The sequence below is a fragment of the Blautia sp. AM42-2 genome, assembly GCF_003480245.1.
GTDB classification, from domain to species: Bacteria; Bacillota; Clostridia; order Lachnospirales; family Lachnospiraceae; genus Fusicatenibacter; species Fusicatenibacter saccharivorans.
The window spans coordinates 602,085-628,146 of record NZ_QUIM01000001.1; the positions used below are offsets into that span (position 1 = coordinate 602,085).

At 49.7% G+C, this 26,062-nt stretch carries 18 protein-coding genes, 2 tRNA genes and 1 pseudogene; 7 read left to right on the forward strand and 14 right to left on the reverse strand.

The features are described 5' to 3' along the window. The first annotated feature begins 19 nt into the window (after positions 1-19). Complete coding sequence (locus tag DW915_RS02820) at positions 20-2,488, forward strand: cation-translocating P-type ATPase (protein WP_118741514.1); 2,469 nt, start codon at positions 20-22, stop codon at positions 2,486-2,488. Positions 2,489-2,578: 90 nt separating this feature from the next. On the opposite strand, the gene DW915_RS02825 is transcribed toward DW915_RS02820, so the two are convergent. The 3 genes from DW915_RS02825 to DW915_RS02835 all read right to left on the reverse strand — a co-directional run bounded on the left by DW915_RS02825 (position 2,579) and on the right by DW915_RS02835 (position 7,966). Then, positions 2,579-3,142, reverse strand: coding sequence for a TIGR01440 family protein (locus DW915_RS02825; RefSeq protein WP_118741515.1), 564 nt, complete (start codon positions 3,140-3,142; stop codon positions 2,579-2,581). A gap of 94 nt (positions 3,143-3,236) precedes the next feature. Continuing rightward, entirely contained in the window at positions 3,237-5,642 is a 2,406-nt protein-coding gene (gene leuS / locus DW915_RS02830) for a leucine--tRNA ligase (protein ID WP_055265982.1), read from the reverse strand. A gap of 233 nt (positions 5,643-5,875) precedes the next feature. Then, positions 5,876-7,966, reverse strand: coding sequence for an elongation factor G (locus DW915_RS02835; RefSeq protein WP_055217732.1), 2,091 nt, complete (start codon positions 7,964-7,966; stop codon positions 5,876-5,878). A gap of 398 nt (positions 7,967-8,364) precedes the next feature. On the opposite strand from DW915_RS02835, the gene DW915_RS02840 reads away from it, so the two are divergent. Together DW915_RS02840 and aroA are read left to right on the forward strand one after the other, a co-directional pair. Then, positions 8,365-9,477 (forward strand): prephenate dehydrogenase, encoded by a 1,113-nt coding sequence (locus DW915_RS02840; RefSeq protein WP_055217730.1) that lies wholly within the window; start codon positions 8,365-8,367, stop codon positions 9,475-9,477. Positions 9,478-9,511: 34 nt separating this feature from the next. Beyond that, positions 9,512-10,795 carry a 3-phosphoshikimate 1-carboxyvinyltransferase gene (gene aroA / locus DW915_RS02845; protein ID WP_022461415.1) on the forward strand — a complete coding sequence of 428 codons (1,284 nt, stop codon included), beginning with the start codon at positions 9,512-9,514 and terminating at the stop codon, positions 10,793-10,795. 151 nt (positions 10,796-10,946) lie between these two features. On the opposite strand, the gene DW915_RS02850 is transcribed toward aroA, so the two are convergent. From DW915_RS02850 to DW915_RS16530, 11 genes and pseudogenes are all read right to left on the reverse strand, one after another. Beyond that, on the reverse strand, positions 10,947-11,861 hold the full coding sequence (locus DW915_RS02850; protein WP_243033773.1) for a phosphatidylserine decarboxylase: 915 nt from the start codon (positions 11,859-11,861) through the stop codon (positions 10,947-10,949). Next, positions 11,858-12,493, reverse strand: coding sequence for a CDP-alcohol phosphatidyltransferase family protein (locus DW915_RS02855; RefSeq protein WP_118741516.1), 636 nt, complete (start codon positions 12,491-12,493; stop codon positions 11,858-11,860). Before DW915_RS02855 ends, DW915_RS02850 begins: the two co-directional genes overlap by 4 nt. Next, positions 12,477-13,538, reverse strand: coding sequence for a lysylphosphatidylglycerol synthase transmembrane domain-containing protein (locus DW915_RS02860; protein ID WP_118741517.1), 1,062 nt, complete (start codon positions 13,536-13,538; stop codon positions 12,477-12,479). Before DW915_RS02860 ends, DW915_RS02855 begins: the two co-directional genes overlap by 17 nt. Beyond that, positions 13,528-14,202, reverse strand: coding sequence for a phosphatase PAP2 family protein (locus tag DW915_RS02865; protein WP_022461411.1), 675 nt, complete (start codon positions 14,200-14,202; stop codon positions 13,528-13,530). The genes DW915_RS02860 and DW915_RS02865 overlap by 11 nt, the downstream gene beginning before the upstream one ends. Before the next feature lie 228 nt (positions 14,203-14,430). Beyond that, positions 14,431-15,456, reverse strand: a complete 1,026-nt coding sequence (queA, locus tag DW915_RS02870) for a tRNA preQ1(34) S-adenosylmethionine ribosyltransferase-isomerase QueA (RefSeq protein WP_118594501.1) — start codon at positions 15,454-15,456, stop codon at positions 14,431-14,433. Positions 15,457-15,623: 167 nt separating this feature from the next. Further along, the gene (locus DW915_RS02875; RefSeq protein ID WP_118741518.1) at positions 15,624-18,995 is read right to left on the reverse strand and encodes an AAA family ATPase; all 3,372 of its coding nucleotides are present in this window, start codon (positions 18,993-18,995) and stop codon (positions 15,624-15,626) included. Next, positions 18,992-20,125 carry an exonuclease SbcCD subunit D gene (locus DW915_RS02880; RefSeq protein ID WP_118741519.1) on the reverse strand — a complete coding sequence of 378 codons (1,134 nt, stop codon included), beginning with the start codon at positions 20,123-20,125 and terminating at the stop codon, positions 18,992-18,994. Before DW915_RS02880 ends, DW915_RS02875 begins: the two co-directional genes overlap by 4 nt. A gap of 131 nt (positions 20,126-20,256) precedes the next feature. Further along, positions 20,257-20,330 (reverse strand) — tRNA-Met (locus DW915_RS02885). 21 nt (positions 20,331-20,351) lie between these two features. Beyond that, positions 20,352-20,424: transfer RNA gene (locus DW915_RS02890), tRNA-Val, on the reverse strand. A 429-nt stretch (positions 20,425-20,853) separates the two neighbouring features. Then, positions 20,854-21,066 carry a glycoside hydrolase family 2 protein gene (locus DW915_RS16525; protein ID WP_118741520.1) on the reverse strand — a complete coding sequence of 71 codons (213 nt, stop codon included), beginning with the start codon at positions 21,064-21,066 and terminating at the stop codon, positions 20,854-20,856. Continuing rightward, positions 21,017-21,205 (reverse strand): annotated as a pseudogene (locus tag DW915_RS16530) (glycosyl hydrolase 2 galactose-binding domain-containing protein); the annotation flags it as partial. The gene DW915_RS16525 and the pseudogene DW915_RS16530, both read right to left, overlap by 50 nt. Before the next feature lie 355 nt (positions 21,206-21,560). On the opposite strand from DW915_RS16530, the gene DW915_RS02905 reads away from it, so the two are divergent. The 4 genes from DW915_RS02905 (at position 21,561) to DW915_RS02920 (ending at position 26,045) form a co-directional block, all read left to right on the forward strand. Then, positions 21,561-22,319 carry a formate/nitrite transporter family protein gene (locus DW915_RS02905; protein WP_055217715.1) on the forward strand — a complete coding sequence of 253 codons (759 nt, stop codon included), beginning with the start codon at positions 21,561-21,563 and terminating at the stop codon, positions 22,317-22,319. Then, positions 22,316-24,415: a DNA topoisomerase gene (locus DW915_RS02910; RefSeq protein ID WP_118741522.1), complete on the forward strand. Its 2,100-nt coding sequence runs from the start codon at positions 22,316-22,318 to the stop codon at positions 24,413-24,415. The genes DW915_RS02905 and DW915_RS02910 overlap by 4 nt, the downstream gene beginning before the upstream one ends. Before the next feature lie 48 nt (positions 24,416-24,463). Then, complete coding sequence (locus DW915_RS02915) at positions 24,464-25,135, forward strand: acyltransferase (protein WP_055267582.1); 672 nt, start codon at positions 24,464-24,466, stop codon at positions 25,133-25,135. Between the two features lie 217 nt (positions 25,136-25,352). Further along, positions 25,353-26,045, forward strand: a complete 693-nt coding sequence (locus tag DW915_RS02920) for an iron-sulfur cluster assembly scaffold protein (RefSeq protein WP_055217708.1) — start codon at positions 25,353-25,355, stop codon at positions 26,043-26,045. Positions 26,046-26,062: the final 17 nt, after the last annotated feature.

Here is a 26,062-nt window from a genome sequence, read left to right on the forward strand (position 1 = left end):
GGAGAGGAATATAACTGTTATGAACAAAACAATTCCCGAAATCATTCACTGCCGTGTTCCAACGACGCGTTATGAGGCAGACCCTTCCGAAGGCCTTTCCGCCGAGCAGGTTGCCGAGTACCGCGAGAACGGCTGGACCAACCGCGCGGTGGAACCTCCGTCCAAGACAACGGCCGAGATCGTAAAGAGCAATGTCTGTACGTATTTCAACCTGATTTTTCTGATTATTGCCATCTTTCTGATCCTTGCCGGTTCGTTCCGGGATCTTACGTTTCTGCCGGTCATCATCGCGAACACGCTGATCGGTATTGTACAGGAGATCAAGGCGAAAAAGACGCTGGAAAAGCTGTCTGTTTTAAACGCGCCGAAGGCTACTGCAATCCGTGACGGGGCTGAGGTAACACTCGCCGCGGAGGATCTCGTACTCGATGATATTGTTGTATTTACCGCAGGAAAACAGATCTGCGCTGATGCCGTCGTGCTTGAAGGTGAGGTACAGGTCAACGAATCGCTGCTTACCGGTGAATCCGATGAGATTACCAAGCGCCCGGGCGACGAGCTGATGTCCGGAAGTTTTATCGTCTCCGGAAGCTGCAAGAGCCGTCTGACCCAGGTCGGTGAAGATTCCTACATTTCCCGTCTGACCCTCGAAGCAAAGGCCATGAAAGAGGGCGAACAGTCCGAGATGATCCTCTCCCTCAACAAGCTGGTAAAGGTTGTCGGCATTCTGATCATTCCGATCGGTCTTCTGCTCTTCGGCCAGCAGTTTTTCGTCTCCCACGAAACGTTCCGTGAGAGCATTACCTCGATGGTGGCCGCCGTGCTCGGCATGATCCCAGAAGGTCTTTACCTGCTTGCGAGTGTTGCCCTTGCCGTCAGCGTTATGCGGCTGGCTTCGCAGAAGGTTCTCGTGCATGATATGAAATGTATCGAGACGCTGGCTCGCGTCAACGTGCTCTGTGTCGATAAGACGGGAACCATCACCGAGACAAATATGAAAGTACATGATCTGATTCTGGTCGGCTCCAGTTCAGTCCCTGATACAGAATCCGGCGAAAATGCTCCCGCACCGCAGAAAGAAGAGCTTTCCCTTGCGGTCGGTGATTTCGCATCTGCCATGTCAAACGACAACATTACTATGGCGGCACTGAAAGAATATTTTAAAGACAACAACGGCAAAACTGCCGTTTCGATGACTTCGTTCTCCTCGGAATTCAAGTATTCCAGTGTGACATTTTCGGATGTCTCCTACGTGCTCGGTGCCCCGGAGTTCGTTCTCCGCGATGATTTTGCACGCTATCAGAGTGAAATTGAAGCGTATACCTCAAAGGGATTCCGTCTCCTCGTCTTCGGCACATCCGAAACTGTACCGGATGGAAAAGCACTCTCCGGCCGTGTCACGCCGCTTGGCTACGTGCTTCTCTCCAATCCGATCCGAAAAGAAGCACCGGAAACGTTCCGCTACTTCGAAGATCAGGGTGTCCATGTCAAGGTCATCTCCGGTGATACTCCGGTAACGGTATCTGAGGTTGCCCGCCAGGCAGGGATTGCGCACGCAGAGGATTATATTGATGCTTCCACTCTAAAGACACCGGAAGAGCTCGAAGAAGCAATCCTGAAATACACCGTGTTCGGCCGTGTCACACCAGACCAAAAACGCCAGTTTGTCCAGGCTTTAAAGAAAAACGGCAAGACCGTTGCGATGACCGGCGATGGTGTCAACGATGTGCTCGCATTAAAGGATGCCGACTGCTCCGTTGCGATGGCATCCGGAAGTGACGCTGCCGCACAGGCTGCACAGCTCGTTCTGCTGGACAACGACTTTTCGAAGATGCCTTCTGTCGTACTGGAAGGCCGCCGCGTTGTCAACAACCTGCAGCGCTCGGGAACGCTGTTCCTGGTAAAGAACATTTTCTCGTTCCTGCTGTCCATCTTCTCACTGATCTCGATGGTGACGTATCCGCTGGAGCCGTCCCAGATCTCGCTGATCAGTATGTTTACGATCGGTATTCCAGGCTTCCTGCTCTCGCTGATGCCGAACAAAAACCGGATCGCGGGCCACTTTATCACGAACATTCTGACACGGGCCCTGCCTGCGGCGCTGACCGACTTTTTGATGGTCGCAACACTCGTCGTCTTCGGCCAGGAATTTGCGGTCGGCTCGGAAGATATTTCGACCGCTGCCACCGTACTGCTCGCCATTGTCGGTTTTATGATTCTCTACCGGATCAGCAAGCCGCTCAACTGGATGCGCTGGACGATCCTGATCGGCTCGATTATTGCCTTCATTTTCTGCAGTACCTATCTGAACCAGCTGTTCGCCATTTCTGATATGTCCAGAAAATGTATCATGCTGCTGGTCGTATTCTCTGTCGCAACAGAGCCGGTTCTGCGATATTTGAGCATCCTCGTAGATTCCATTTCCTCTTTTTACCGGAAGCAGAAAATTTTCTTCCTGCGAAAACGGGAAGCGAGAAAAGCGAAATAAAACGTAAAACCAAACATCAAAAATGCCGTACAGCGTTGGAAATTTTTCCTCCGCCTGTACGGCATTTTTTGATTTACCAATCACAGTTTCTTACTTTCTCATCTCCGGATCTTCCGCGTAATGCGTCCGCTCGCCGCCGATGTATTTCGGTCTTGTCCGCGCGCAGACAACGTGCGCATCTCCGATCGTTTTCTGCGATACCCGGACCGGAACGGCTACTGCCTTCAGCTGCATGCCGATCAGCACATCACCGATATCAATACCTGCATGCGCCTGCACACGCTCTACGGTGACAACGTCCTCCAATCCATAGTATGCCGCCATCGCAAACGATCCGCCGCCATGCAGCCACGGTACCGCGCAGACCGGCTCGTAACCGTATTTTTCTGCCGCCGCACGCTCCAGAACAACCGCGCGGTTCAGATGCTCACAGCACTGCGCCGCCAGATACAGCCCGTGCTCCTTCGTACACGCATACAGCGCCTCAAACACCGCCTGCCCGATCTCCTGGCTGGAATCCGTTCCGAGCTTACTGTTGTGAATTTCACTCGAAGAACATCCCACTACCAGAATCTGTCCCGGTTTCATCTGCGCCGTCGTAATCAGCTCCTCTGCGACGGCACGCGCTTCCTGTCTGATTGTTTCAAGATCCATTTTGTATCCCTCCTTGCTAAACAGCAATATTTATGCAAAAGGAGACTGACTCTTTTTCCAAGAATCAGCCTCCTTTCTTCAGCTTACATAATTATTATTTCTGAACGATATTCACAATTCTTCCCGGTACGTAAATTTCTTTTACGATGTTTCCGGTCAGTTTGTCTGCAACTGCCTCTTTTGCAGCGGCGATTGCGGTCTCTTTATCTGCATCTTTGGCGATTTTGATCGTTCCGCGCATTTTGCCGTTGATCTGAACAGCGATCTCGGCTACTGCCTCTACGGTCTTCTCCTCGTCAAACTCCGGCCATGCGGTCTGATACAGACGGCCTTCGTATCCAAGGTCTGCCCACAGTTCCTCGGTCATATGCGGTGCAACCGGATTCAGCAGGATCAGAAGGGTTTCGAACTCTTTTCTCGTTACTTTTCCGGCTTTGTAGAACTCGTTGACCAGGGTCATCATGGCTGCGATCGCTGTGTTGTATTTCAGGGACTCATAGTCGCTGGATACTTTCTTGATGGTCTGGTGCATTTTGGACTCCAGCTCTTTGGAGTAGGAATCTCCGTCTACCAGGCTGTCCTGCAGTTTCCATACACGCTCGAGGAAACGACGGCATCCTTTTACACCTTCCTGAGACCAGGATGCACTTAAGTCGAAGGCACCGATGAACATCTCGTACGTACGCAGGGTATCTGCACCGAACTCAGCTACGATATCATCCGGGTTGACAACGTTTCCACGGGATTTACTCATCTTCTCGCCGTTCTCGCCGAGGATCATTCCGTGGGAAGTACGTTTCTGATACGGTTCCGGGCAGGTAACTACGCCCTGATCGTACAGGAATTTATGCCAGAAACGGGAATACAGAAGGTGAAGGGTGGTGTGCTCCATTCCTCCGTTGTACCAGTCAACCGGCAGCCAGTATTTCATAGCTTCTTTGCTTGCCAGAGCCTCTTTGTTCTTCGGATCGGTATAGCGGATGTAATACCAGGAAGAACCAGCCCACTGCGGCATGGTATCGGTCTCACGTTTTGCAGGTCCTCCGCAGCACGGGCAGGTGGTGTTGACCCAGTCTGTCATGGCAGCCAGCGGAGACTCGCCGTTATCGGTCGGCATGTAGCTCTCTACATCCGGCAGCTCCAGCGGAAGGGATTCTTCCGGAACCGGAACGTAACCGCATTTGTCGCAGTGTACGATCGGAATCGGCTCACCCCAGTAACGCTGACGGGAGAATACCCAGTCACGCAGCTTATAGTTTGTTTTTGCTTTTCCAACGTGGTTCTCTTCGAGCCACTCAAGAATTTTCTTTTTTGCTTCCGCAACGGAAAGTCCGTTCAGGAAACCGGAGTTGACAAGAGTTCCCTCTGCAACGTCGGTGTAAACTTCGTTCTGTACGTCGCCGCCTGCAACAACCTCGATGATCGGCATGTTGAATTTCTTTGCGAACTCCCAGTCACGCTCATCGTGTGCCGGTACTGCCATGATGGCGCCGGTGCCGTAGCTCATCAGTACATAATCGGAAATCCAGATCGGGATCTCTTTTCCATTAACCGGGTTGACTGCGGAAAGTCCGTCGATCATGACACCGGTCTTGTCTTTTGCAAGCTCGGAACGCTCGAAATCGGATTTTCTGGCTGCCATCTCACGGTATGCGCAGACCTCATCCCAGTTCTTGATCTCATCTTTGTACTGGTCGATGTACGGATGCTCCGGGGAGAGTACCATGTACGTAACACCGAACAGGGTATCCGGGCGTGTGGTGTAGATAGTCAGCTTCTCCGGTTTATCTTTCAGGGAGAAATCAACCTCTGCTCCGTGGGAACGTCCGATCCAGTTTTTCTGGGAAGTTTTGACACGCTCAATATAGTCAACGCCGTCCAGACCGTCGATCAGCTTGTCTGCATACTCGGTGATCTTCAGCATCCACTCGCTCTTTACTTTGCGGACAACCGGGCTTCCGCAGCGCTCGCACACGCCGTTTACAACTTCCTCGTTTGCAAGACCTACCTTACAGGAAGTACACCAGTTGATCGGCATTTCTTTCTTGTAAGCAAGACCTGCTTTGAAGAGTTTGAGGAAGATCCACTGGGTCCAGTGATAGTACTCCGGATCGGTGGTGTTGATCTCTCTGTCCCAGTCAAAGGAATATCCAAGGGACTGAAGCTGATCTTTGAAGTGATGTACGTTGCTTTTGGTAACGATCTTCGGATGGATGTGGTTCTTGATCGCATAGTTCTCAGTCGGAAGACCAAATGCATCCCATCCCATCGGATACAGTACGTTGTAGCCCTGCATTCTGCGCTTTCTGGCTACGATATCCAGTGCGGTGTACGGACGCGGATGGCCTACGTGAAGTCCCTGTCCTGACGGATATGGGAACTCAACGAGTGCATAGTATTTTGGTTTTGTATAATCATCTGTGGCGGCAAAGGCTTTCTCGTCCTGCCAGATCTTCTGCCACTTTTTCTCAATGTTCTGTGGCTCATATCTTTTACTCATGGGTAACCTCCTGCATGTTCAAGTTCAAAGTTCTTTTTTCTCACACTGCCGCATAGGACAGCATGCACATTTGAACATATAGCTGTATTCTATCACTCTTTCCCTGTTTTTACAATTTATTTTTTCCTATATCCTCCGTTTTTCTTCAAAAACAGCAGAAAAATCCGGTTTCCGGGCGAATTCTGCTCCCGAAACCGGATTTTCTCTGTTTTATCACACTATTTTATAAAGCTTTATTCTTCTGCTTTTTCAACCTTCGAAGCTCTTGCCTCAATCTCTTTTGCCTGGATATCGGACGGAGCCTGCTCATATCTCGCAAACTCATAGGAGAAATCACCGCTTCCGCCTGTCATGGAGCGGAGTGTTGTGCCGTATCCGTAGATCTCAAGTTCCGGAACATCAGCCTCGATAATCGTATGGCCCTTGTGATCCGGGTTCATGCCGAGCACACGGCCGCGGCGTTTGTTGAGATCGCCCATGATATCGCCGGTGTATTTATCGTCTACAGTGATCTTCATCGAAACGATCGGCTCAAGGAGAACCGGGGATGCTTCCATAAAGCCTTTCTTGAACGCCTGGATCGCTGCGGTCTTGAATGCCATCTCGGAGGAGTCTACCGGATGATAAGAACCATCATATAGAACGGCTTTGACGCCGACTACCGGATAAGCAGCCAGAGGGCCTTTCTGTACGGCTTCCTGGATACCTTTTTCAACAGCCGGAAAGTAGTTCTTCGGAACGGCGCCGCCGACAACTTCCTGCTCGAAAACGTATGGTTTCTCGAGATCTCCGGAAGCGGAGAAGCGCATTTTTACATGACCGTACTGGCCATGGCCGCCGGACTGTTTTTTGTATTTTGCTTCTACATCCGAATTTTTGCGGATCGTCTCGCGGAAGGCTACCTTCGGACGGGACAGCTCTACTTCTACTTTGTAGCGCTCCAGCAGCTTGCTGACGATAATATCGATGTGCTGGTCGCCCATGCCGTACAGTAATGTCTGATGGTTTGCAGAATCATTGACTGCCTTCATAGTCAGGTCTTCCTGCATCATCTTGGCAAATGCCTGGGAGATCTTATCTACATCGGCTTTGTTCTTCGGTTTATATCGTTTTGCGGTGTACGGAGTCGAAACATCCGGTTTTCCGTAGCGGACCTGATTGTTCTTTGTCGCAAGGGAATCGCCGGTTCTTGCATCGCCGAGTTTTGCGATGGCACCGATATCTCCTGCATGAAGCTCCGGTACTTCGATCGGCTTGGAGCCTTCGAGCACGTACAGCTTGCTCAGTTTTTCTTCGGATTCCTGATCTACATTATAGAGCACATCATCGCTTTTAATAACGCCGGAGCAAACCTTAATCATTGAATATTTTCCAAGGAACGGATCCACGATCGTCTTGAAAATGGTCGCGCTCTTCGGTTTCGCGAAGTCGTAATTTGCCTCGAAAATTTCGTTCGTATCGAGATTGATGCCGGCACACGGACGGGTGGACGGATCCGGGAAGTATCCGCAGATATCATCAAGAAGGTTCGATACGCCCTGCAGATTGACCGGGGAGCCCATGCATACCGGAACGATGGTGCCGTCTCCTACGTTCATGGCAAGCGCTGCGGAAATCTCTGCTACCGAGAACTCTTCTCCGCCAAAGTAGCGGTCCATAAACTCTTCACTTGTTTCTGCCACGGATTCCATCAGGGTTTCACGGTACTTCTCCAGATATTCTACGGAGTAATCCGGAATCGGGCATTCTTCTTTTTTATCTTTTTCGATATATCTGCGGCCTTTGTTCTTTACAATATTGATATATCCTACAAATTTACCGTTTTCACGCAGAGGCATATGAAGCGGTGCGATTCGTTTTCCGTACAGTTCGGTGAGCTGCTCAACGACTTCTCGGTAGCTGACATCGTCCTGATCCATTTCCGTTACGAAGATCATACGCGGAAGATTGTATTTCTCGCAGAGTTCCCATGCTTTCTGGGTTCCGACCTGCACGCCGGCCTTTCCGGATACCACGATTACAGCGGCATCTGCTGCGGAAGCGGCTTCCTGTGCTTCTCCTACGAAATCAAACATTCCAGGAGTATCCAGAACATTGATCTTATTTTTTCCCCATACGACCGGGACAAGCGTTGTGGAAATAGAGCATTTGCGCTTGATTTCTTCTTTGTCAAAATCGCTGACGGTATTTCCGTCTGTCACTTTTCCGAGACGGTTTGTCATACCGGAAAGATAAGCCATAGCTTCGGTCAGACTTGTCTTTCCGGAGCCGCTGTGCCCCAGCAGCACCACATTTCTGATTCGGTCAGTTCTAAAAACGTCCATATGTAATACCTCCCATGTAAGTAAATTTGCAGATTGCAAGGCCGCTCTTATTCGCCTTTCTGCTTTTTATCAAGATTCACGTCTTCCGTTCCTCTTATCATAGTCACTATTCTACTAAAGTTTTTGCTTTTTTGCAAGTATATTATTCATATTTCACAATATATTTCTGAATTTTTAAATTTTATATGTATTTTAGCTGGCTATTCTGCCTTTCTTCCGCTTTTCTGTCCGGCTTTTCTGTGGAATCTGCCGGATTTTGCAAAACAAGCAAAATTGCTGCCTTTCAAAAATACTTTGTCACTTTAAAGCAAGAAATCTTTGACATTTGATTTCAGATGCTTTACAATGTCTTTTATACGATTTACCTACGAAAATTGTCAGAAAGGACTACTTGAATTATGTGTGATACATCCGAAAAAATCTGTATCGGCTTTATCGGCCTTGGCCTCATCGGCGGCTCCATTGCAAAAACCCTCAGAAAGGTTCACCCGGAGTATAAACTGATGGCCTACTGCCGCACCAAAGCGACGATCGAAGAGGCAATTCAGGAAGGCGTGATTGATATCGCGCTGGAAGAACGGGACGACCGCTTTGCCGACTGTGACTATATCTTCTTATGTGCTCCTGTCAGCACCAACATCTCCTATCTTCCGTTCGTGAAAGGCATCGCAAAACCGGGCTGTATCATCACAGACGTCGGAAGTGTAAAAGGAGAAATCCATCAGGCGGTTGAGACCCTCGGCATGACGCACCAGTTTATCGGCGGCCATCCGATGGCAGGCTCCGAAAAGACGGGATATTCCAGCGCCACCGATTACCTGCTGGAAAATGCTTACTATATGATTACACCCGGACCAGATGTTGAGATCGCGACAGTTTCCGCTTTCGTTGATCTTGTCCAGTCCTTAAAGGCGATCCCGATGGTTTTAACATACGAAGAGCACGACTACATCACCGCAGGTGTCAGTCATCTGCCGCATATCGTTGCCGCTACCCTGGTCAATGCACTCGCATCCCTGGACACACCGGAAGAGCAGATGAAAACCGTTGCTGCAGGCGGCTTCAAGGACATCACCCGCATCGCTTCCTCCTCCCCGGAGGTATGGCAGCAGATCTGTCTCTCAAACCAGAAGCAGCTCTCGAATGTGCTGGATTCCTATATCCGCCTTCTCGTCCAGGCAAAATACCTGGTTGACAACAAAAAAGGCCACGAGCTCTACAATATGTTTGAGAGTTCCCGCGAATACCGGAATTCCATGGAAGATTCTTCCTATGGACCGACAAAGAAAGAATACGTCGTTTACTGCGACCTGCTCGATGAAGCCGGCGGAATCGCAGCCGTTACAACAATTCTTGCCATCAACCAGATCAATATTAAAAATATCGGCATTACGCATAACCGCGAGTTCGAAGAGGGTGCTCTCCGCATTGAATTTTATGAAGAGCAGGCAGGCATTCTTGCCCGGAAGGTCTTAAAAGACCATGGCTATACCATTCATATCCGCAATTAAAAGCGCGTATATCTTGACAGGAGGAAGTTACGTTATGCAGTTCCAGAAAGCAGTACGTCCTCTGCGCGGAGAAATCTCCGTGCCGGGCGATAAATCCATTTCCCACCGCGCCGTCATGTTCGGTGCCATTTCAGAGGGAACCACAGAAGTCACAAACTTTTTACAGGGTGCCGACTGTCTCTCCACCATCTCCTGCTTCCGCAGTATGGGCATTGAGATCGAGAACACGCCGGAGCGCATCCTCGTTCATGGAAAAGGCCTGCACGGGCTTTCGGCTCCGTCCGCCGTTCTCGACTGCGGAAACAGCGGAACAACGACACGCCTGATCTCCGGCATTCTTGCCGGCCAGAACTTTTCCAGTACACTGACCGGTGACGCTTCCATTCAGAAACGGCCGATGGGACGCATCATCAATCCGCTGACCCAGATGGGCGCTTCCATCCGCAGTATTCCGGAAAACGGCTGTGCGCCGCTTGCGATCAACGGCCATCCGCTCCACGCCATCTCCTATCTTTCGCCGGTCGCATCCGCACAGGTCAAATCGTGTGTCCTGCTTGCCGGACTGTATGCTGACGGAAAAACAAGCGTTACCGAACCGGCTCTTTCCAGAAACCATACGGAGCTGATGCTGAAATTCTTCGGCGCCGACGTTGCCTCCGAAGGGCTGACCGCATCGGTTCTGCCGGACCCGGATCTCCATGGAAATCTCGTCCGTGTGCCGGGAGATATTTCCTCCGCCGCCTACTTCATCGCCGCCGCGCTGATAGTTCCAGGCTCTGAGGTGCTCCTGAAAAATGTCGGCATCAACCCGACCCGCGACGGTATGCTCCGCGTCTGCCGCGCCATGGGTGCTGACATCACACTTCTGAATGAGCAGAACTCCGGCGGAGAACCGGTTGCAGACCTTCTCGTGCGCTATACGCCGTCTCTTTCCGGCACTGTCATCGAAGGCGAACTGATCCCGACCCTGATCGATGAAATCCCGATCATCGCGGTTCTTGCCGCCACAGCGAACGGTACAACCGTGATCCGGAATGCGGAGGAGCTGAAAGTCAAAGAATCGAACCGTCTTGATATCATGGTAAACGAACTCACCGCGATGGGTGTTTCCCTGGAAGGCACGGACGACGGCATGATCATTGAGGGCGGAAAACCATTCCACGGCGCCCAAATCGACAGCCGCCTCGACCACCGCATTGCGATGTCGTTTGCAATCGCTTCGCTTGCCGCAGAGACACCGACGGAAATCCTGCGCGCCGGCTGTGTGGATATCTCGTATCCGACATTCTACCAGGATCTGGCACGGCTGCAGGCATAAAAAACGTTTAAACAAAAAATGGATTGTGAAGATCATTTTCTCACAATCCATTTTTTTGCTTTTATTTACGCGGGCAACGAGCCAAAGTCCGTGCTTGCACGAGACCTTGGTGACTGCCGCGATAACTTGAGAAACTCGCGGAGCGTGTTTCTCATAGTTCTGTTCTTCCGGCCATTCCAACCGTTTCTCCCTGCCGTACCCGCGTTTCGATTCCAAGCCGCGAATAATTCCAGATCCGTTTTTCCGGCACTGCGCTTCCCTTCTGTGCCAGAACGATCACTGTCGAACCACCGAAGGCAAAATAGCCTTTCTCTTCGCCGCGCTGTACACGTCTCGCCGCTCCGGCATTTTCATTGACAATCTTTCCGACCATCATCGCGCCGACCTCCATCTGCAGCAGTGTGCCGAAATTTGCGGACTGCAGCAGCGTGTAGGTTCTCGTATTTTCTTTATAGATCGGGCAAAAATCATTCGCCGCCGGATTGACCGTGTGGAGCACACCCTCAATCCGCCGTTCCGTCGAGCAGACGCCGTCATCCACAAAGAGATACCGGTGATAATCGTCCACGGAAAGCCGAAACAGAAATAACGTTCCGCCCTCATACCGTTTTGCCAGCTTCCGGTCGCGCAGAAGCTGTTCCAGCGTATATTCTGTGTTCTTGATCTCAAACTTCCCGTTCTCATGAATCGGATAAACCGTAAGCCGCGCATCACACGGGCTGATAAAATCCTGCGGCGCATTGGAAAACGGACGTGCATCCATTTTCAGCTTCCGCACAAAGAAATCATTGAACGAGATAAACTGCTTTGCGGTACATTCCTTCAGTGAAATATGATTTTTCTTTACAAACGGTGCAACCAGCGGCACCGATAAGCGGCTTTCCAGAAAGCAGCCTGCCGCACGAGATACAAATGGCTGAACCAGCGGCTGCATCGCGGCTCTTCCGGCGGTATGGCTGTACATCATGTGCAGAAAACGGTCCTGCAGATCATTTTCCTCGCGGATCAGATCAAGCTTTGGATGATTTTTCCCCTGTTTTCGGTAAGGATAAGCGCAGAGTCTCAAATCGTTCTTCCTCCCTTCCAGATCAGAAGTCCGCGGAGCACAGCCACTCCAACGACCGCTACCAGCACAGCAAGCTCTTTATTCGTCGGCTTGCGGAAGCGGAAATCCGTGATAAACAGAACGCCGACCGCCAGCACCAGCAGATGCAGCCAGATCAGAAAGTATCCGCGGCAGAACGGTGCAAAGACGAACAGCAGCGGCAGAGCTACTGACATCGAGGTAATCGGCAGTCCCTGGTAATATTTCCGGTTCTCCGAAGTTTCATTCTGACGCTTCTCTTCCATCACGTTAAAATATCCCAGACGGATCACGCCCGCAAGACCGTAGAAAATAAGAATCGGAATGCTGTAAAAATGTGTCATGCCAAGCTCATAGCAGAGCACGATCGGAAAGACGCCGAAACAGACCACATCGCAGAGCGAATCGATCTGAATGCCGAACCGCTTTTCATCTTCGGTCCTGTTTTTCTTCGTCCGCGCAATTTTTCCATCGAACATATCGCACAGTCCGGAAAAAGCAAGACAAAAAATCGCCCAGTTAAAGTGTCCCCGCGTTGCAAGAAAAATGCCGCTGATGGACGATGCAAAGCTGATATATGTTAATATTACGGTATAATCATAGAACCCTATCATATGTAGTTCCCCCTCTTTTTTCTCTTTTCGTATTCCCGATCGTAAGCTGTGCGACGATGGTAAAGACTGCACTCACCAGCAGCTCCCCGTAGTAGCCGAGCCCTCTGGAAAGCACCATTGCCGGAAGAAGCAGCGTGCTTCCAAAGACCGGCGGGAAAATTTTCAGGAACAGTGTCTCACTGATTCCCATTCCTCCCGGAAGCGGCAGCATGTCAACCGATACGGAAATGACCGCCTGCAGCAGCACAATGGTGATAAAGGAAATGCCTGATAAATGGAAGGCGCGGTACACAAACCATGTTGCTGCAAATAAAGCAAACCTCTGTGCAAAGGTAATCGCAAGGACATTGACCAGCACCATTTTGTGGGTGCCAAGATACACTGCCGTATTCTGGTAGACTTCCATGGAAGCTTCCAGTTTTTTCAGGCGGTTTTCTTTTCGTTTCATCAAATGCAGTTTTTCCACGATTTTCAGTCCAAAAACCAGAATCGTCCGCGCAAGCGCCGGATGAAAAACCAGAATAAGCATGGCTGTGACACAGAAGACATTCAGACCGATTCCCAGATAGAAAACCGGAAGGATTTCTGTCATATACCGGTGCAGGAAGCCCTGTCCGAACAGAACAAGCCCAAGTCCCACCACGACCAGCACCGCTTTGTAAGTGATCGTGACGATCATCAGAATCACCGTTGATACCGGAAGAGATATTTTCTCCTTTTTCATATAGTAGAGCTGCATCGGCTGGCCGCCGCTTGCGGACGGTGTGATACAGCTGAAAAAGAATCCGACGGAAGAAAACAGAAAACACGTCCGCCTCTTCACCGGAATCTGGAAGGAATGCATCATGTACCAGATGATGATCGATTCTCCCCAGATAAAAAACACGACACAGAGCAGTCCCGGCAGCAGCCACCGCACATCTGCGCGCCGCATTGCTTCCATCATTGCGCCAAGGTCTTCGCCGTGGAAAACACCATATATCGTCAACGCAAAAATCGCAACGAGAAAAACGGTATTCACGATCATTTTCTTCTTACTCTGCACGGCGTTTCCACCTCCTTCGTTCCAATATCATGCCATACCAGGCCCCAAGATGCGTGCGTCCCGCGATCTGCCACGTCACTTCTGCCAGAAGCGCTCCGCCAATCACATCTGCAATCACATGCTGCTTTGTCGTCAGTGTAGAGACAAACACGGCAAGTGCCGCCCAGAAAGAGAACCGCTGATACCAGCGCGGAATCTCCCGTCTGCCACGGACTGCGATATAGCAGAACCAGCTGTTCAGGCAGTGAATCGATGGGAACAAATTGTCCGCCGCATCCATCTGGTAAAGCAAGGCAAGCATCTGATTCCAGAATCCCTGTTCCGGAATCGACGGCCTTACGTTCGTTGTCGGCAGCAGCAGATAAAATGCCATACAGACAAGCCGCGCCAGAACATCTGCTGCAAAGAACCGCCAGACAAATTCTTTCTCTCTGCTTGCGGCAATCAGATAATTTACAATCCAGACCAGATAACAGCCAAAATAAATCACGATCGTCCACGGGATCACCGGGATCTGCTGGTCCAGCACCGTTTCTATGTTGTAATGTTTCCACGAACTGGTAAACGGCCGCGTTCCAAAATAAGCGATAAAATTCGCTGTCAGCGTCAGAATTAGCGGCAGGATACCATAGTATGGAAACTTTCTTCTCTCGTCTCTCTTCAAAATCCGTCCTCCCTTGTCTCAAACACGTATCAGTATACGCAAAAACATTCCCTGACACAACCCAGTTCCGCTCGTTTTCAGAAACCTTAATAAAATCTTCTGTTTTTCGGCAGGGAAAAAGAAAGATTTAGAAGATTCGCTGGACAAAAAACGACCATATAGGGCTTCGCTGGTGTTCCTATATGGTCGTTTTCTTTCAGCATCGTATTTTTGTCATAAACGAATTTTTTATTCAATCATCATGGCATCGCCGAAGGAGAAAAAGCGGTATTTTTCTCTTACAGCCTCTTCATAAGCTGCCATAATATGCTCTTTTCCAGCCAGTGCCGATACCAGCATCACCAGTGTGGACTCCGGCAGATGGAAATTGGTGATCAGTCCGTCGATCATCTTGAAGCGGTAGCCCGGATAGATAAAGATCTCGGTCCAGCCGCTTCCGGCTTTTAAAATGCCGTCCTCGCCGGTTGCCGACTCCAGAGTACGGCAGCTCGTTGTTCCGACTGCGATCACACGGCCGCCTGCTGCTTTCGTATCGTTGATCAGTTTTGCCTGATCTTCTTCTACCACATAGAACTCAGAGTGCATGTGATGCTGGGTGACATCCTCCACTTTCACCGGACGGAAGGTGCCAAGGCCGACATGCAGGGTTACATGGGCGATCTTTACACCGGCATCCTGTACCTGCTGCAGAAGCTCTTTCGTAAAGTGCAGTCCTGCGGTCGGAGCGGCTGCGCTTCCCTCGTGTTTCGCGTATACCGTCTGGTAGCGGTTCTTGTCCTGCAGTTTGTGTGTGATATACGGTGGCAGCGGCATCTCGCCAAGCTGGTCGAGGATCTCCTCGAAAATGCCGTCGTAATGGAACTGGATCAGACGGTTTCCCTCATCGACAATATCTACAACCTCTCCGGTCAGAATGCCGTCGCCGAAGGAGATCACCGTGCCGACCTTACATTTTTTGCCCGGTTTTACGAGGGTCTCCCAGATATCATTTTCTCTTCTTTTTAACAGAAGGATTTCGATTGCTGCATCGGTGCCGACTTTCGAACCGTAGAGACGCGCCGGAATTACTTTGGTATCGTTGATCACAAGGCAGTCGCCCGGTTTTAAGTATTTCAGAATATCACGGAAATGGCCATGCTCATATTCACCGGTTTCTTTATTCAGATGCATCAGGCGGGAGGCGCTGCGGTCTTCGAGCGGATCCTGCGCAATCAGTTCTTTTGGCAGATCATAGTAAAAATCTGAAGTTTTCATTGGTTTCCTCCATTCTATTGCAAGCCGGCGCATAAGGCCGGTGGTCTACAAAATATTGAGTTCTATAACTCGCTGCACGCTTTCTTTTTAAGTCCAACGCCCCTTATTATACCATTGCATCTGCCATCTGACAAGAAATTTAGGAAACCATTTCTGCGATTTTTCTTTTATTCAATCACCGCTGTGCTTCCCACACCGTCACGGCTTCTGTTTTTTGTCACAACGATCTTTTTCTCGATCCGTTCTTTTAATTCCGGCACATGGGAGATAATGCCGACCATACAGTTTCCGCCGGCAAGTCCCTCCAGTGCCTTGACTGCCTGATTCAGAGACTCCTCGTCGAGCGAACCAAAGCCCTCATCCACAAACATCGCATCGAGCTGGATCCCTCCCGCGTACGACTGGATTTCATCAGAAAGGCCAAGTGCCAGTGAAAGCGATGCCTGGAAGGACTCACCGCCGGAGAGAGTACGGACGCTGCGCTCTGTTCCGTTATAATGATCGATGACATTCAGATCCAGACCGGCTTTTTCTTTTTTATTTGCACCGTCCTCCTGCCGTTTCAGTTCATACTGCCCGCCGCTCATAGTCAGGAAGCGGAGATTGGCTTTTCGCAGAATCCGGTCAAAATAGGCCATCTGAACGTACGTCTCGAGTTCGATTTTCCGCTTTCCGCCAAGAGTGCCGCCAGCCGTATCAGCGAGTGCGCGTACCCATTTGTACTCCTCTTCCACTGCCTGCATCTGGCTCTGCTGATTCTGCACTGCCTGATATATGGCCCGGTTCGTATTCGCCGCATGGTACTGTTCGCTGTGTTTCTGATCAATCTTTCGTTTCTGCTCTGTCAGCTCTGCAATTTTTTCCTGCAGTTCTGTTTCAGAAGGAAGGGTATCTTCTGTCTCTGCAGTCTCTTCGAGGGAACGGATTGCTGCAATGGCTGCGCGCACTTCGATCAGATGATTTTTTACCTTGTCGAACAATTTTTGGGCTTCCTGCTGTGCCTGCTCTAACTGCGCTTTTTTCGCACTCCACTGGGAAATGTCGGTCCGCAGCTGTGTTTCATCTTTTCCAGCAAGCTGTGCTTCTTTTTCCCCGATCTTTTCCAGCAGCGTTTTTTCCATTTCCCTTACTTTTGTTTCCAGCAGTTCTTTTTCGTGAATGGCTTTTTCCCGCTGTTCCATCTGCTCTGTCCCAGTCTGAATGATCCGTTTCAGGGCTTTCCATTCTTTTTGTTTTGCAAGAAGCTCTTTTTTACGTATCGAAACTTGATTTTTCTCCTGCTTCAGAGCTTTTTCACATTCCAATGCCGCCAGCATCAGCTGCTGAAGCCTCTCTTCTTTTTCCGGTTCCCGTTGAAAAGTACCCAATCTGTCTTTAGCTGTCTGCAGCTGTCCTGCATCGGCCTTCTGATCTTCCGCCGCAGTTTTTAAGATCTCTTCTATTTTCCGTTCCAACTGTACAGAAAACGTCTGTTTTTCTCCTTCCAGCCGGCCAATCTCTGCCTGTTTTTCTGCCATCACCTGTTTCCGTTTTTCCCGCTGCTTCTGTTCCTGCTGCTGCTGTTTTTCATATGCCGCATATTCTTCCCGGCGCGTTTTCTGACGCTTTTCTTCTGATGCAAGCTGTTTTTCTGTTTCCTTGGCAGCCTGTGCAAACTGCTCTTCTGATAGCTGTGCCAGACGTTCCTGCTCTTTTTGGCATTTCTGATCCGCTGGTGCTTCTTTTGTCCTTGCCGGAGCAGCGGCTCTCCAGGCAATCCGCCGTGCCAGTTCTTCCCTTGCCGCTTCCGTCTGTCTTCCGAAGTTTCCCGCCGCTTCGCTTAATGCCGCGGTCACTTCATTCTGCTTCTGCAGTTCTTCTTTTTTCTGATCCAGTGTTTCTTTGTCCGGCGCATGCTCCGCCTTTTTTGCCAGTGCCGGATGATGCACAGATCCACAGACCGGGCACGGGGTTCCCTCTGTCAGATTTTCTGCAAGAATCCCCGCCTGCGCATCCAGAAACAGCCTTTCCATCTCCTGATATGTTTCCCGCACATCATTTCTGATTTCCAGACTTTTTCGATACGCCTCCTGCTTCTCCTTCCACTCTCTCTCCGCTGCCGTCCAGTTTCTCAGCAGCTGTGAAAATTCTTTTCCTGCCTGCCGCCATTTTTCCTCCTGCAAGGCAGCATCCTGTCTTTCTGCCAGCCGCACCGCCGTCGTTTCCATCTGAACCGAAAGCGCATTTTCCTGCTCCTGCAGATGCTTTAACTCTTCGGTCAGAACTGCGGCCTTTTGATTCGCCGCAAGAACCGCCTCACGGTAGGATGTCATCGTTTCAAGCCGTTCCCGTACCTGTGTCTCTTTCTGCTCCGCCCGTGCCAGAAGCGTCTCCGTTCTGGAAAGTGCTTCTTCCTGTTCTTTTTGTTCTGTAATCTGCGCTTTTGCCTGTTCCTGCTCCGTTCGCAGCCCTTCTTTTTCTTCCGCTGCCGTCTGCAGTTCCTTTCGCCGTTCCAGAAGTTCCTCTTTTTCCTGTTTCATCTTCCGCAGCAGTTCCAGGCTTTCCTGCCCTGTGCGGATCTGTGCTTCCAGTTCTTTGCAGACAGAGGCCTCCCGGTCTGCCTGTTCGCTCTTCTGCCTCTTCTCCGCCTCTTCCGGGATCAGCTCCTCCAGTTCTTTTTCTTTCTGGGCTTTTTCCCCCTGCCGCTTCCGGCTCTCTTTTACCTTTCCAAGCAGCCGGTTCTGCTGTTCCATCTGCGTTCCCAGTGCACTGCGCTCCTCTTCCAGCCTGGAAAGGCGCTCCTGATCCATCTCGATGCAGAGCGCCAGCAGCTCCATGCCGCGCATCACCTCTCCGTCAAATTTTTCTTTTTTCAGCTTTGCAAGTTCTTTCTGAAACACCGCATCCTCCGGGCAGACAATCCCCTCGAGATACTGGCTGATGCTCCGTTTTTTCTCATCATACGTTTTCCACCGCGCTTTCGCCGCATCCCGCAGCCGGTTCTGCAGTTCCTGATAAATTTCCGTATGAAACATTTTTCGGAAAATTTCGCTCCTGTCTGCCGTCCCCGCAAGGAGAAGTTTCTGAAAATCGCCCTGCGCAATCATGGCAATCTGCCGGAACTGACGCTGATCCAATCCAAGAAGCTGCGTTACTGCCTTGGTCACTTCCGTACTTTTTGTGACCGGCTGCCGCTCGTCCGGGAAAATCAGCTCTGCATTCGCCTTCTCTGTTGTCATCCCCTGGCCGCGGTCTTTCGGGCGCAGATACTCCGGATTCCGTTTTACGGTGTAATCTTTTCCGCGGTATGTGAAGGTGAGTTCTACAAAGGTGCGTACTTCCGGTTTCGCATATTTGCTGCGGAACATCTCCCCTTTCCGGATTTCACCGCTCGCCTCGCCGTAGAGTGCAAACGTGATCGCATCAAAAATTGTCGTTTTTCCCGCGCCGGTATCTCCTGTGATCAGATATAATCCACCGCCGCCCAGCTGTGTAAAATCCAGATCCATCCGGTCCGCGTACGGGCCGAATGCGCTGATGGTCAATTTCTTTGGCTTCATTCCTTCATCCCCCGCAATAGTTCTTCTACAAACTGCTCCTGCACCTCTGTCATCGACTGGTTATTCTGCAGCTCATAAAACTCCTGAAACAGCTCCAGCTCTGACTTCTCCTCCACACGTTCAGCCGCACGGACTTCTGCATTCGACCGCGTTCGTTTATTATCATATTCGAGGCGCATCAGATTGGGATAAATGGTCCGAAGTTTTGCCATGCCGTCCGGCACATCCTCTTCATCCGTCAGGGTCACCTGCAGGTAATCTTCGCAGTCTCTGTTCTCATAAAATGATTTCGCCGTCACTTCCAGATACATTCCGCGGATTTTCCGGAGATCATGGAGCGGTTTCAGCGGAATCGTACGAAGGTCCACGCTGCCTTTTTCTTTTAATTCCACGACGGTAATCGACTTCTCCTGACCCGCCTCGGAAAACGAATATTTAAGTGGTGCACCGCAGTAGCGCACCGTCTCGCGGCCGACTTTCTGCGGACTATGGATATGGCCGAGCGCCACATATTCAAACGAAGCAAAGAGTTCTGCCGGTATCTGATCCACATCACCGACCTGCAGTTCTTCGGCATCGCACCGCTTCGCCCCTGTCACAAACTGGTGCGCAAGAAGCACATTCCGCTCCTTCTCATCGATTTTGGTCTGCTCCAGCGCAATCCGCACAGCGTCCGCCGCAGACTGCACCTCCTCCGCACGCTCCGGAAGAGCATGACGTATCGTCGACGGCCGTAAAAATGGAAGAAGGTAAATCCAGACCGTTCCATATGCGTCCTGCATCGGAATCTTTTCTACGGTTCCGTCATATACCTTTGAAAAATAAATGCCGCTTTTCCCCATCAGACTCGATCCAAACGCCAGACGCTCCGCCGAGTCGTGATTACCGCTGATGATAAAAGCCGGAATTTTCTGCTCCGAAAGCCGGGTCAGAAACGCATCAAACACCTGCACCGCCTCTGCCGTCGGAATCGTTCGGTCATACACATCCCCGGAAATCAGAATCCCATCCGGCTTTTCCTGATCTGCTGCATACAGAATCTGCGTTAAAATATATTTCTGATCCTCGATCATGGAAAACTCATTCACACGCTTTCCAATGTGAAGATCGGATAAATGAAATAGTTTCACGAAAAACCTCCTCTGTACTTATATTCTTTTCTCATTATACAATATCCACCTTCAAAAAGAAATCATCTGTTCGATTTTTGTAAGTATTTCAGGATGCAAAAAAACTCCCGTTCACACAGGAGTTTCTGACGTAGCGAGAGGGGGATTCGAACCCTCGACACCGCGGGTATGAACCGCGTGCTCTAGCCAACTGAGCTATCTCGCCATATGTAATTTTTGATAAGTATGGGACCTATAGGGCTCGAACCTATGACCCTCTGCTTGTAAGGCAGATGCTCTCCCAGCTGAGCTAAGATCCCATATCTTGTTTTTCGTCAGCGCTTATATCCTGCTGACATTTATAGATTCTAGCACTGTTCTCTCAATTTGTCAACGGTAATTTTTAAAATTTTTCAAATTTTTTCTTTTATTTCTACAATAGCGTCGATTTTAATTCCATAATTCTATAGCAATCCAATAAATTGTTGCACATAATTACACGAATGAAACCACCCTATGCAGTAGTTCCTCCCTGATAGACTGTATAGGCACAGTCTCCATCCATGTAAATCTGCTGGAATTGTCTCGATATGCAAAAAAGCATGGTAAAAAGCTAATTGATCTTACCTCGGAAGAAGTCAAAAAATTCTCAATATAATATTTTTTTCTAAAATAATCAAAAGGTCTGAGCAAAATCGAATTACACTACATCAACTCGATTTTTGCTCAGACCTTTTTAGTAAATTACGCTATTCTCTTCCAATTTGGTAATTACTCAAGACAATCAATTCCTCTTCTATCGTCTTCACGTCAATGTGCTCCGCTGACCGTACTTCTTCCACAGTAATCACGTGGCTCTCGCCCGGCAGCAGATCGAAGAAGTTGTCGGAGAAGATTACGTCGGCTTCTTTTAAATGTTCTGCGGTACGTATAATCGTTGTAGGAAAGATCCCGCACCTCATCCTCGTTTTCTCCTACATACGGGTCTTTCATCTGTCCATTGCGAAGCAGATCGGTGTAAACCGTTCCCGGCACCTGTCCTTCCTGCCAGGAGTCTTCCCCCTTGCAGTTCATCTGCCATGTTCCATTTAATGTAATCATGTCGTTCTCTCCTTCTTATATTTTTCAGGATCCATGCGCTTATTATATCAGCTTCCTGTCTGGTATCGTATGACAGAACGCCAGAAAAATAGGACAAATCTCCAATCTTAATTTCTTTTCTCATTCTCATACAATGTGTTACTTTCTCTTCCATTTTCTGACATTTCTGCGGAAATGCAGTTTTTTCGCGTTCCTTCATTGCGAATTTTCCCCGGGGATGATATAATAGCCAAAGTCGAAAGAGCGAACCCGGTGACCGTTCCACAAAGTGTCCCGGGAATAATGGCCATCCCCAGGACACAAAAAACGGGGATATGTCCCCTGCTGCACGCGGGGCATAAGAAAGGAGTAACATATGCCTTATGATGACGTACAAAAATTTTCAGAGGCAGCGGTAAACAAGGCGAAGCTGCTGAAAGAACAGCCTGGAAAATACTTTCTCCGCTCGGTCATGGCAGGCTTTTTTATCGTCGTTGCCATGATCTTCTCCAACGTAGTCGGCAATGTCTTCCAGGGTTCCGATCCTGCGTGGGGCAAGCTGCTTGGCGGTATCGTGTTTGCTATCGCGGTTCTTCTGATCGTGTTCATCGGCGCAGAGCTTTTTACCGGAAACAATCTTGTCATGGCGTTTGGTGCCTTCGATAAAAAAGTATCGTGGACGCAGGTTGGAAAAGTATGGCTCGTCAGCTACATCGGAAATTTCGTCGGATGTCTGATCCTCTCCGTGATTTTCGTACTGGCAGGCGCTTCCGGCACCGCTGATTACTATGCGGGCTTTATTGGGAACAAACTTTCCATTCCTGTGGGAGAAATGTTCTTCCGCGCCATTCTCTGCAACTTCTTTGTCTGCCTTGCCGTTGCCTGCGGCATGAAATGCAAAAATGAAGTTGCGAAATTTTTCATGATCATACTTTGTATCTCCGGATTCGTTGTTGCCGGTTTCGAACACTGCATTGCCAATATGGCAACCTTCGTTACCGCCGCACTTCTCGTTCCGGGCGGTATCTCTCTTACCGCCGCGCTGAAAAGTATGGTAATTGTAACTATCGGAAATATGATCGGAGGCGGACTGCTCCTTGCCTGGCCGCTTCGAATGATGAGTGCAGATAAATGACAAAATCCTTATACATTGCGGAGAAGCCGAGCGTCGCTCAGGAATTCGCAAAAGCATTAAAACAGAATATGCAGCGCAGGGACGGGTATCTGGAGTCGGAAACTTCCATCGTAACCTGGTGCGTCGGCCACCTGGTTACGATGAGCTACCCGGAAAAATACGATCCTGCGTTAAAAAGGTGGAGTCTTGAGACCCTGCCTTTTTTGCCTGAAAACTTTAAATATGAAGTAATCCCGGAAGTAAAAAAGCAGTTCAACATCGTGAGCGGCCTGCTCCACCGGGAAGATATCGAGACCATTTATGTCTGTACCGACTCCGGGCGCGAGGGAGAATATATCTACCGCCTCGTCGCACAGATGGCCGGTATCAAAGACAAGAAGCAGAAACGTGTCTGGATTGATTCACAGACAGAAGAAGAAATCCTGCGCGGCATCCGCGAAGCGAAGGATGAAAGCGAATACGACAATCTCTCAGCTTCCGCTTATCTCCGTGCCAAAGAAGATTACCTGATGGGCATTAACTTTTCCCGTCTTCTCTCGTTAAAATACGGAAACGCCGTCGCATCGTATCTCGGCACCAAATACCAGTCCATCTCCGTCGGCCGTGTCATGACATGCGTGCTCGGCATGGTCGTGCGCCGCGAACGCGAAATCCGCAGTTTCGTAAAAACACCGTTCTACCGTGTCATCGCCGGTCTTTCTTTTAACGGGCGGAATTTCGAAGGCGAATGGCGTGCCGTTAAAGAAAGCCGCTATTTTAACTCGCCGCTTCTCTATAAGGAGAATGGATTCCAGAAAAAAGAAGACGCACAGAAGCTGATTGACGAATTAAAAGCACAGAATCCTCTGATCCCGCGCGTTCTGAAAATGGAGCGGAAAAAAGAGAATAAAAATGCGCCGCTGCTCTACAACCTTGCGGAGCTGCAGAACGACTGTGCCCGCTTCTTCAAAATCAGCCCGGATGAAACACTGAAAGTCGTCCAGGAGCTTTACGAGAAAAAGCTGGTTACCTATCCGCGTACCGACGCCCGTGTGCTTTCTTCTGCCGTTGCAAAGGAAATCAGCAAGAACCTGCGCGGCCTGCAGCAGTACAACATCTGCCGCGGTCTTGCGGATGAAATTTTACAGGGCGAGAGCTGGAAAAAGATCGGTTCCACCCGTTATACGAATGATAAACAGATCACTGACCACTACGCAATCATTCCAACCGGACAGGGCCTTGGCAATCTGCGGAATCTTTCGGAGCTTTCCGCCAAAGTATACGAAACGATTGTCCGCCGTTTTCTTAGCATCTTCTATCCGTCGGCCGTCTATCAGAAGGTCGCGCTTGTGACGGAAATCGGCGGCGAACAGTTCTTTTCCAACTTCCGTGTTCTCGTGGAAGAGGGCTACTTAAAAGCAATGCACTACTCCTTCTTCCGTAAAAAGGATGAGGACGAGGACGGAAAAAAGGACGAGGAAACAACGTGCGATCCCGCATTTCTTGTCGCGCTGTCCCAGTTAAAGAAAGGCAGCGAACTAAACCTGCTCGGCCTTTCAATTAAAGAGGGCGAAACCTCCCCGCCGAAGCGTTATACTTCCGGTTCCATGATCCTTGCGATGGAGAATGCCGGACAGCTCATCGAAGATGAGGAGCTGCGTGAGCAGATCAAGGGAAGCGGCATCGGAACGAGTGCAACGCGTGCGGAGATCTTAAAAAAGCTTGTCTTTATCAAGTATCTCGCGCTGAACAAAAAGACACAGGTCATCACACCAACGCAGCTCGGTGAAATGATCTATGACGTCGTCCACCAGTCCATCCGCCCGCTTCTGAACCCGGAGCTGACAGCAAGCTGGGAAAAGGGACTCACCTATGTGGCGGAGGGATCCATTACCTCTGAGGAATATATGGGAAAACTGGAAAACTTTGTAACACGCCACACCGTGAATGTAAAGCAGATGCGGAACCAGTTCCAGTTAAAGAGCAGTTTTGATGCGTCTGCGCCGTACTATAAAAAAGCCTCTTCCACACGTTCCGGTGCCGGAAAAAGCACGTCTTCAAGAAGCTCTTCTGCAAAGTCTTCTTCGAACAGAAAAAAGACCGCACAGAACACCTGAAATGTGGTAAGATAAACAGGAACAGAAAAAAGAAAGGATGAATCACTCATGAAAGATGCAACCATTTCTGAACTTTATGATTTAACCCAGACCATTGCCGCAAAAATCTTTGAAGGCAAAACGTATCCATGGGAAGTGCTTCCGCTCATCAAGGACTTTATTCTTGAACTCGGTGAGACGCTTGATCCGGCAGAATACGAAAAACGCGGTGAAAATATCTGGATCGCAAAAGATGCCAGTATCGCACCGACCGCTTCCATCAGCGGCCCATGCATCATCGGAAAAGGCGCGGAGATCCGCCAGTGTGCTTTTATCCGCGGAAATGCCATCGTCGGCGAGGGCGCTGTCGTTGGTAACTCCACCGAGCTGAAAAATGTCATTCTCTTTAATAAAGTACAGGTTCCGCACTACAATTACGTCGGTGACTCTGTTCTTGGCTACAAAGCGCACATGGGTGCCGGTTCCATTACTTCCAATGTAAAATCCGACAAGAAGCTTGTCGTTGTCAAAAGCGCCGATGAGCAGATCGAAACCGGACTGAAAAAATTCGGTGCGATGCTCGGCGATGAGGTTGAGGTCGGCTGCAACAGCGTGCTGAATCCGGGAACCGTTGTCGGAAGAAATTCCAACATTTACCCGCTATCCTGCGTCCGCGGTGTGATCCCGTCGGGTCATATCTTTAAAAATGCGAAGGAAATTATCAAAAAATCTGATAATTAAAAATATTTTGTTTTATCGCAAGAAAATCAAACAGATCGTTTGCAAAGACCGCCGGAAATTTTATCGTTTTTCGGCGGTCTTTGCAATTTTTTATCAAAATAGGCTGGACGAATGGCCAATTTTGTGAGACAATAACCATAGGTCTGTGAACAGGCTGGAAACGGTCCGTTCGAAAGACAAAAGCTCAAATAAGTACATATTTGAAAGGAGTTTAACAATGACTTATTCACACGAAGTAGAAATGATGTGTCCGGTTACCCAGGGCGTGCATCACGGTGCAGCTCCGATTCCGGAGGAAGCAAAATGGGTAAAAGCAAAAGAGATCAAAGACATTTCCGGATTCACTCACGGTATTGGCTGGTGCGCACCGCAGCAGGGTACCTGCAAACTGACTCTGAACGTAAAAGAGGGCGTTATCCAGGAAGCTCTCGTTGAGACCATCGGATGTTCAGGAATGACTCATTCTGCAGCTATGGCATCTGAGATTCTTCCGGGACTTACCATCCTTGAGGCTCTGAATACTGACCTTGTGTGTGATGCCATCAATACTGCAATGAGAGAACTCTTCCTTCAGATCGTTTACGGAAGAAGCCAGAGTGCATTCTCCGAGGACGGACTGGTTGTAGGTGCCGGACTGGAAGACCTTGGTAAAGGACTTCGTTCCCAGGTTGGTACTATGTACGGAACCCTTGCAAAAGGACCTCGTTACCTTGAAATGACCGACGGTTATGTAACAGGTATCGCACTGGATGAGGATGACGAGATTATCGGTTACAAATTCATCAACTTCGGAAAGATGATGGACTTCATCAAAGCCGGCGATGATGCAAACACAGCATTCGAGAAAGCAAGCGGACAGTACGGACGTGTTGCTGATGCTGTTAAGATCGTTGACCCGAGAAAAGAGTAATCAGATAATTTAGGAGG

Bases quoted from the DNA above. Each gene is read 5' to 3' on its own strand.
- DW915_RS02820 (WP_118741514.1), top strand. From the start codon at position 20: ATGAACAAAACAATTCCCGAAATCATTCACTGCCGTGTTCCAACGACG.
- DW915_RS02825 (WP_118741515.1), bottom strand. From the start codon at position 3,142: ATGGATCTTGAAACAATCAGACAGGAAGCGCGTGCCGTCGCAGAGGAG.
- leuS (WP_055265982.1), bottom strand. From the start codon at position 5,642: ATGAGTAAAAGATATGAGCCACAGAACATTGAGAAAAAGTGGCAGAAG.
- DW915_RS02835 (WP_055217732.1), bottom strand. From the start codon at position 7,966: ATGGACGTTTTTAGAACTGACCGAATCAGAAATGTGGTGCTGCTGGGG.
- DW915_RS02840 (WP_055217730.1), top strand. From the start codon at position 8,365: ATGTGTGATACATCCGAAAAAATCTGTATCGGCTTTATCGGCCTTGGC.
- aroA (WP_022461415.1), top strand. From the start codon at position 9,512: ATGCAGTTCCAGAAAGCAGTACGTCCTCTGCGCGGAGAAATCTCCGTG.
- DW915_RS02855 (WP_118741516.1), bottom strand. From the start codon at position 12,493: ATGATAGGGTTCTATGATTATACCGTAATATTAACATATATCAGCTTT.
- queA (WP_118594501.1), bottom strand. From the start codon at position 15,456: ATGAAAACTTCAGATTTTTACTATGATCTGCCAAAAGAACTGATTGCG.
- DW915_RS02875 (WP_118741518.1), bottom strand. From the start codon at position 18,995: ATGAAGCCAAAGAAATTGACCATCAGCGCATTCGGCCCGTACGCGGAC.
- DW915_RS16525 (WP_118741520.1), bottom strand. From the start codon at position 21,066: ATGAGGTGCGGGATCTTTCCTACAACGATTATACGTACCGCAGAACAT.
- DW915_RS02905 (WP_055217715.1), top strand. From the start codon at position 21,561: ATGCCTTATGATGACGTACAAAAATTTTCAGAGGCAGCGGTAAACAAG.
- DW915_RS02910 (WP_118741522.1), top strand. From the start codon at position 22,316: ATGACAAAATCCTTATACATTGCGGAGAAGCCGAGCGTCGCTCAGGAA.
- DW915_RS02915 (WP_055267582.1), top strand. From the start codon at position 24,464: ATGAAAGATGCAACCATTTCTGAACTTTATGATTTAACCCAGACCATT.
- DW915_RS02920 (WP_055217708.1), top strand. From the start codon at position 25,353: ATGACTTATTCACACGAAGTAGAAATGATGTGTCCGGTTACCCAGGGC.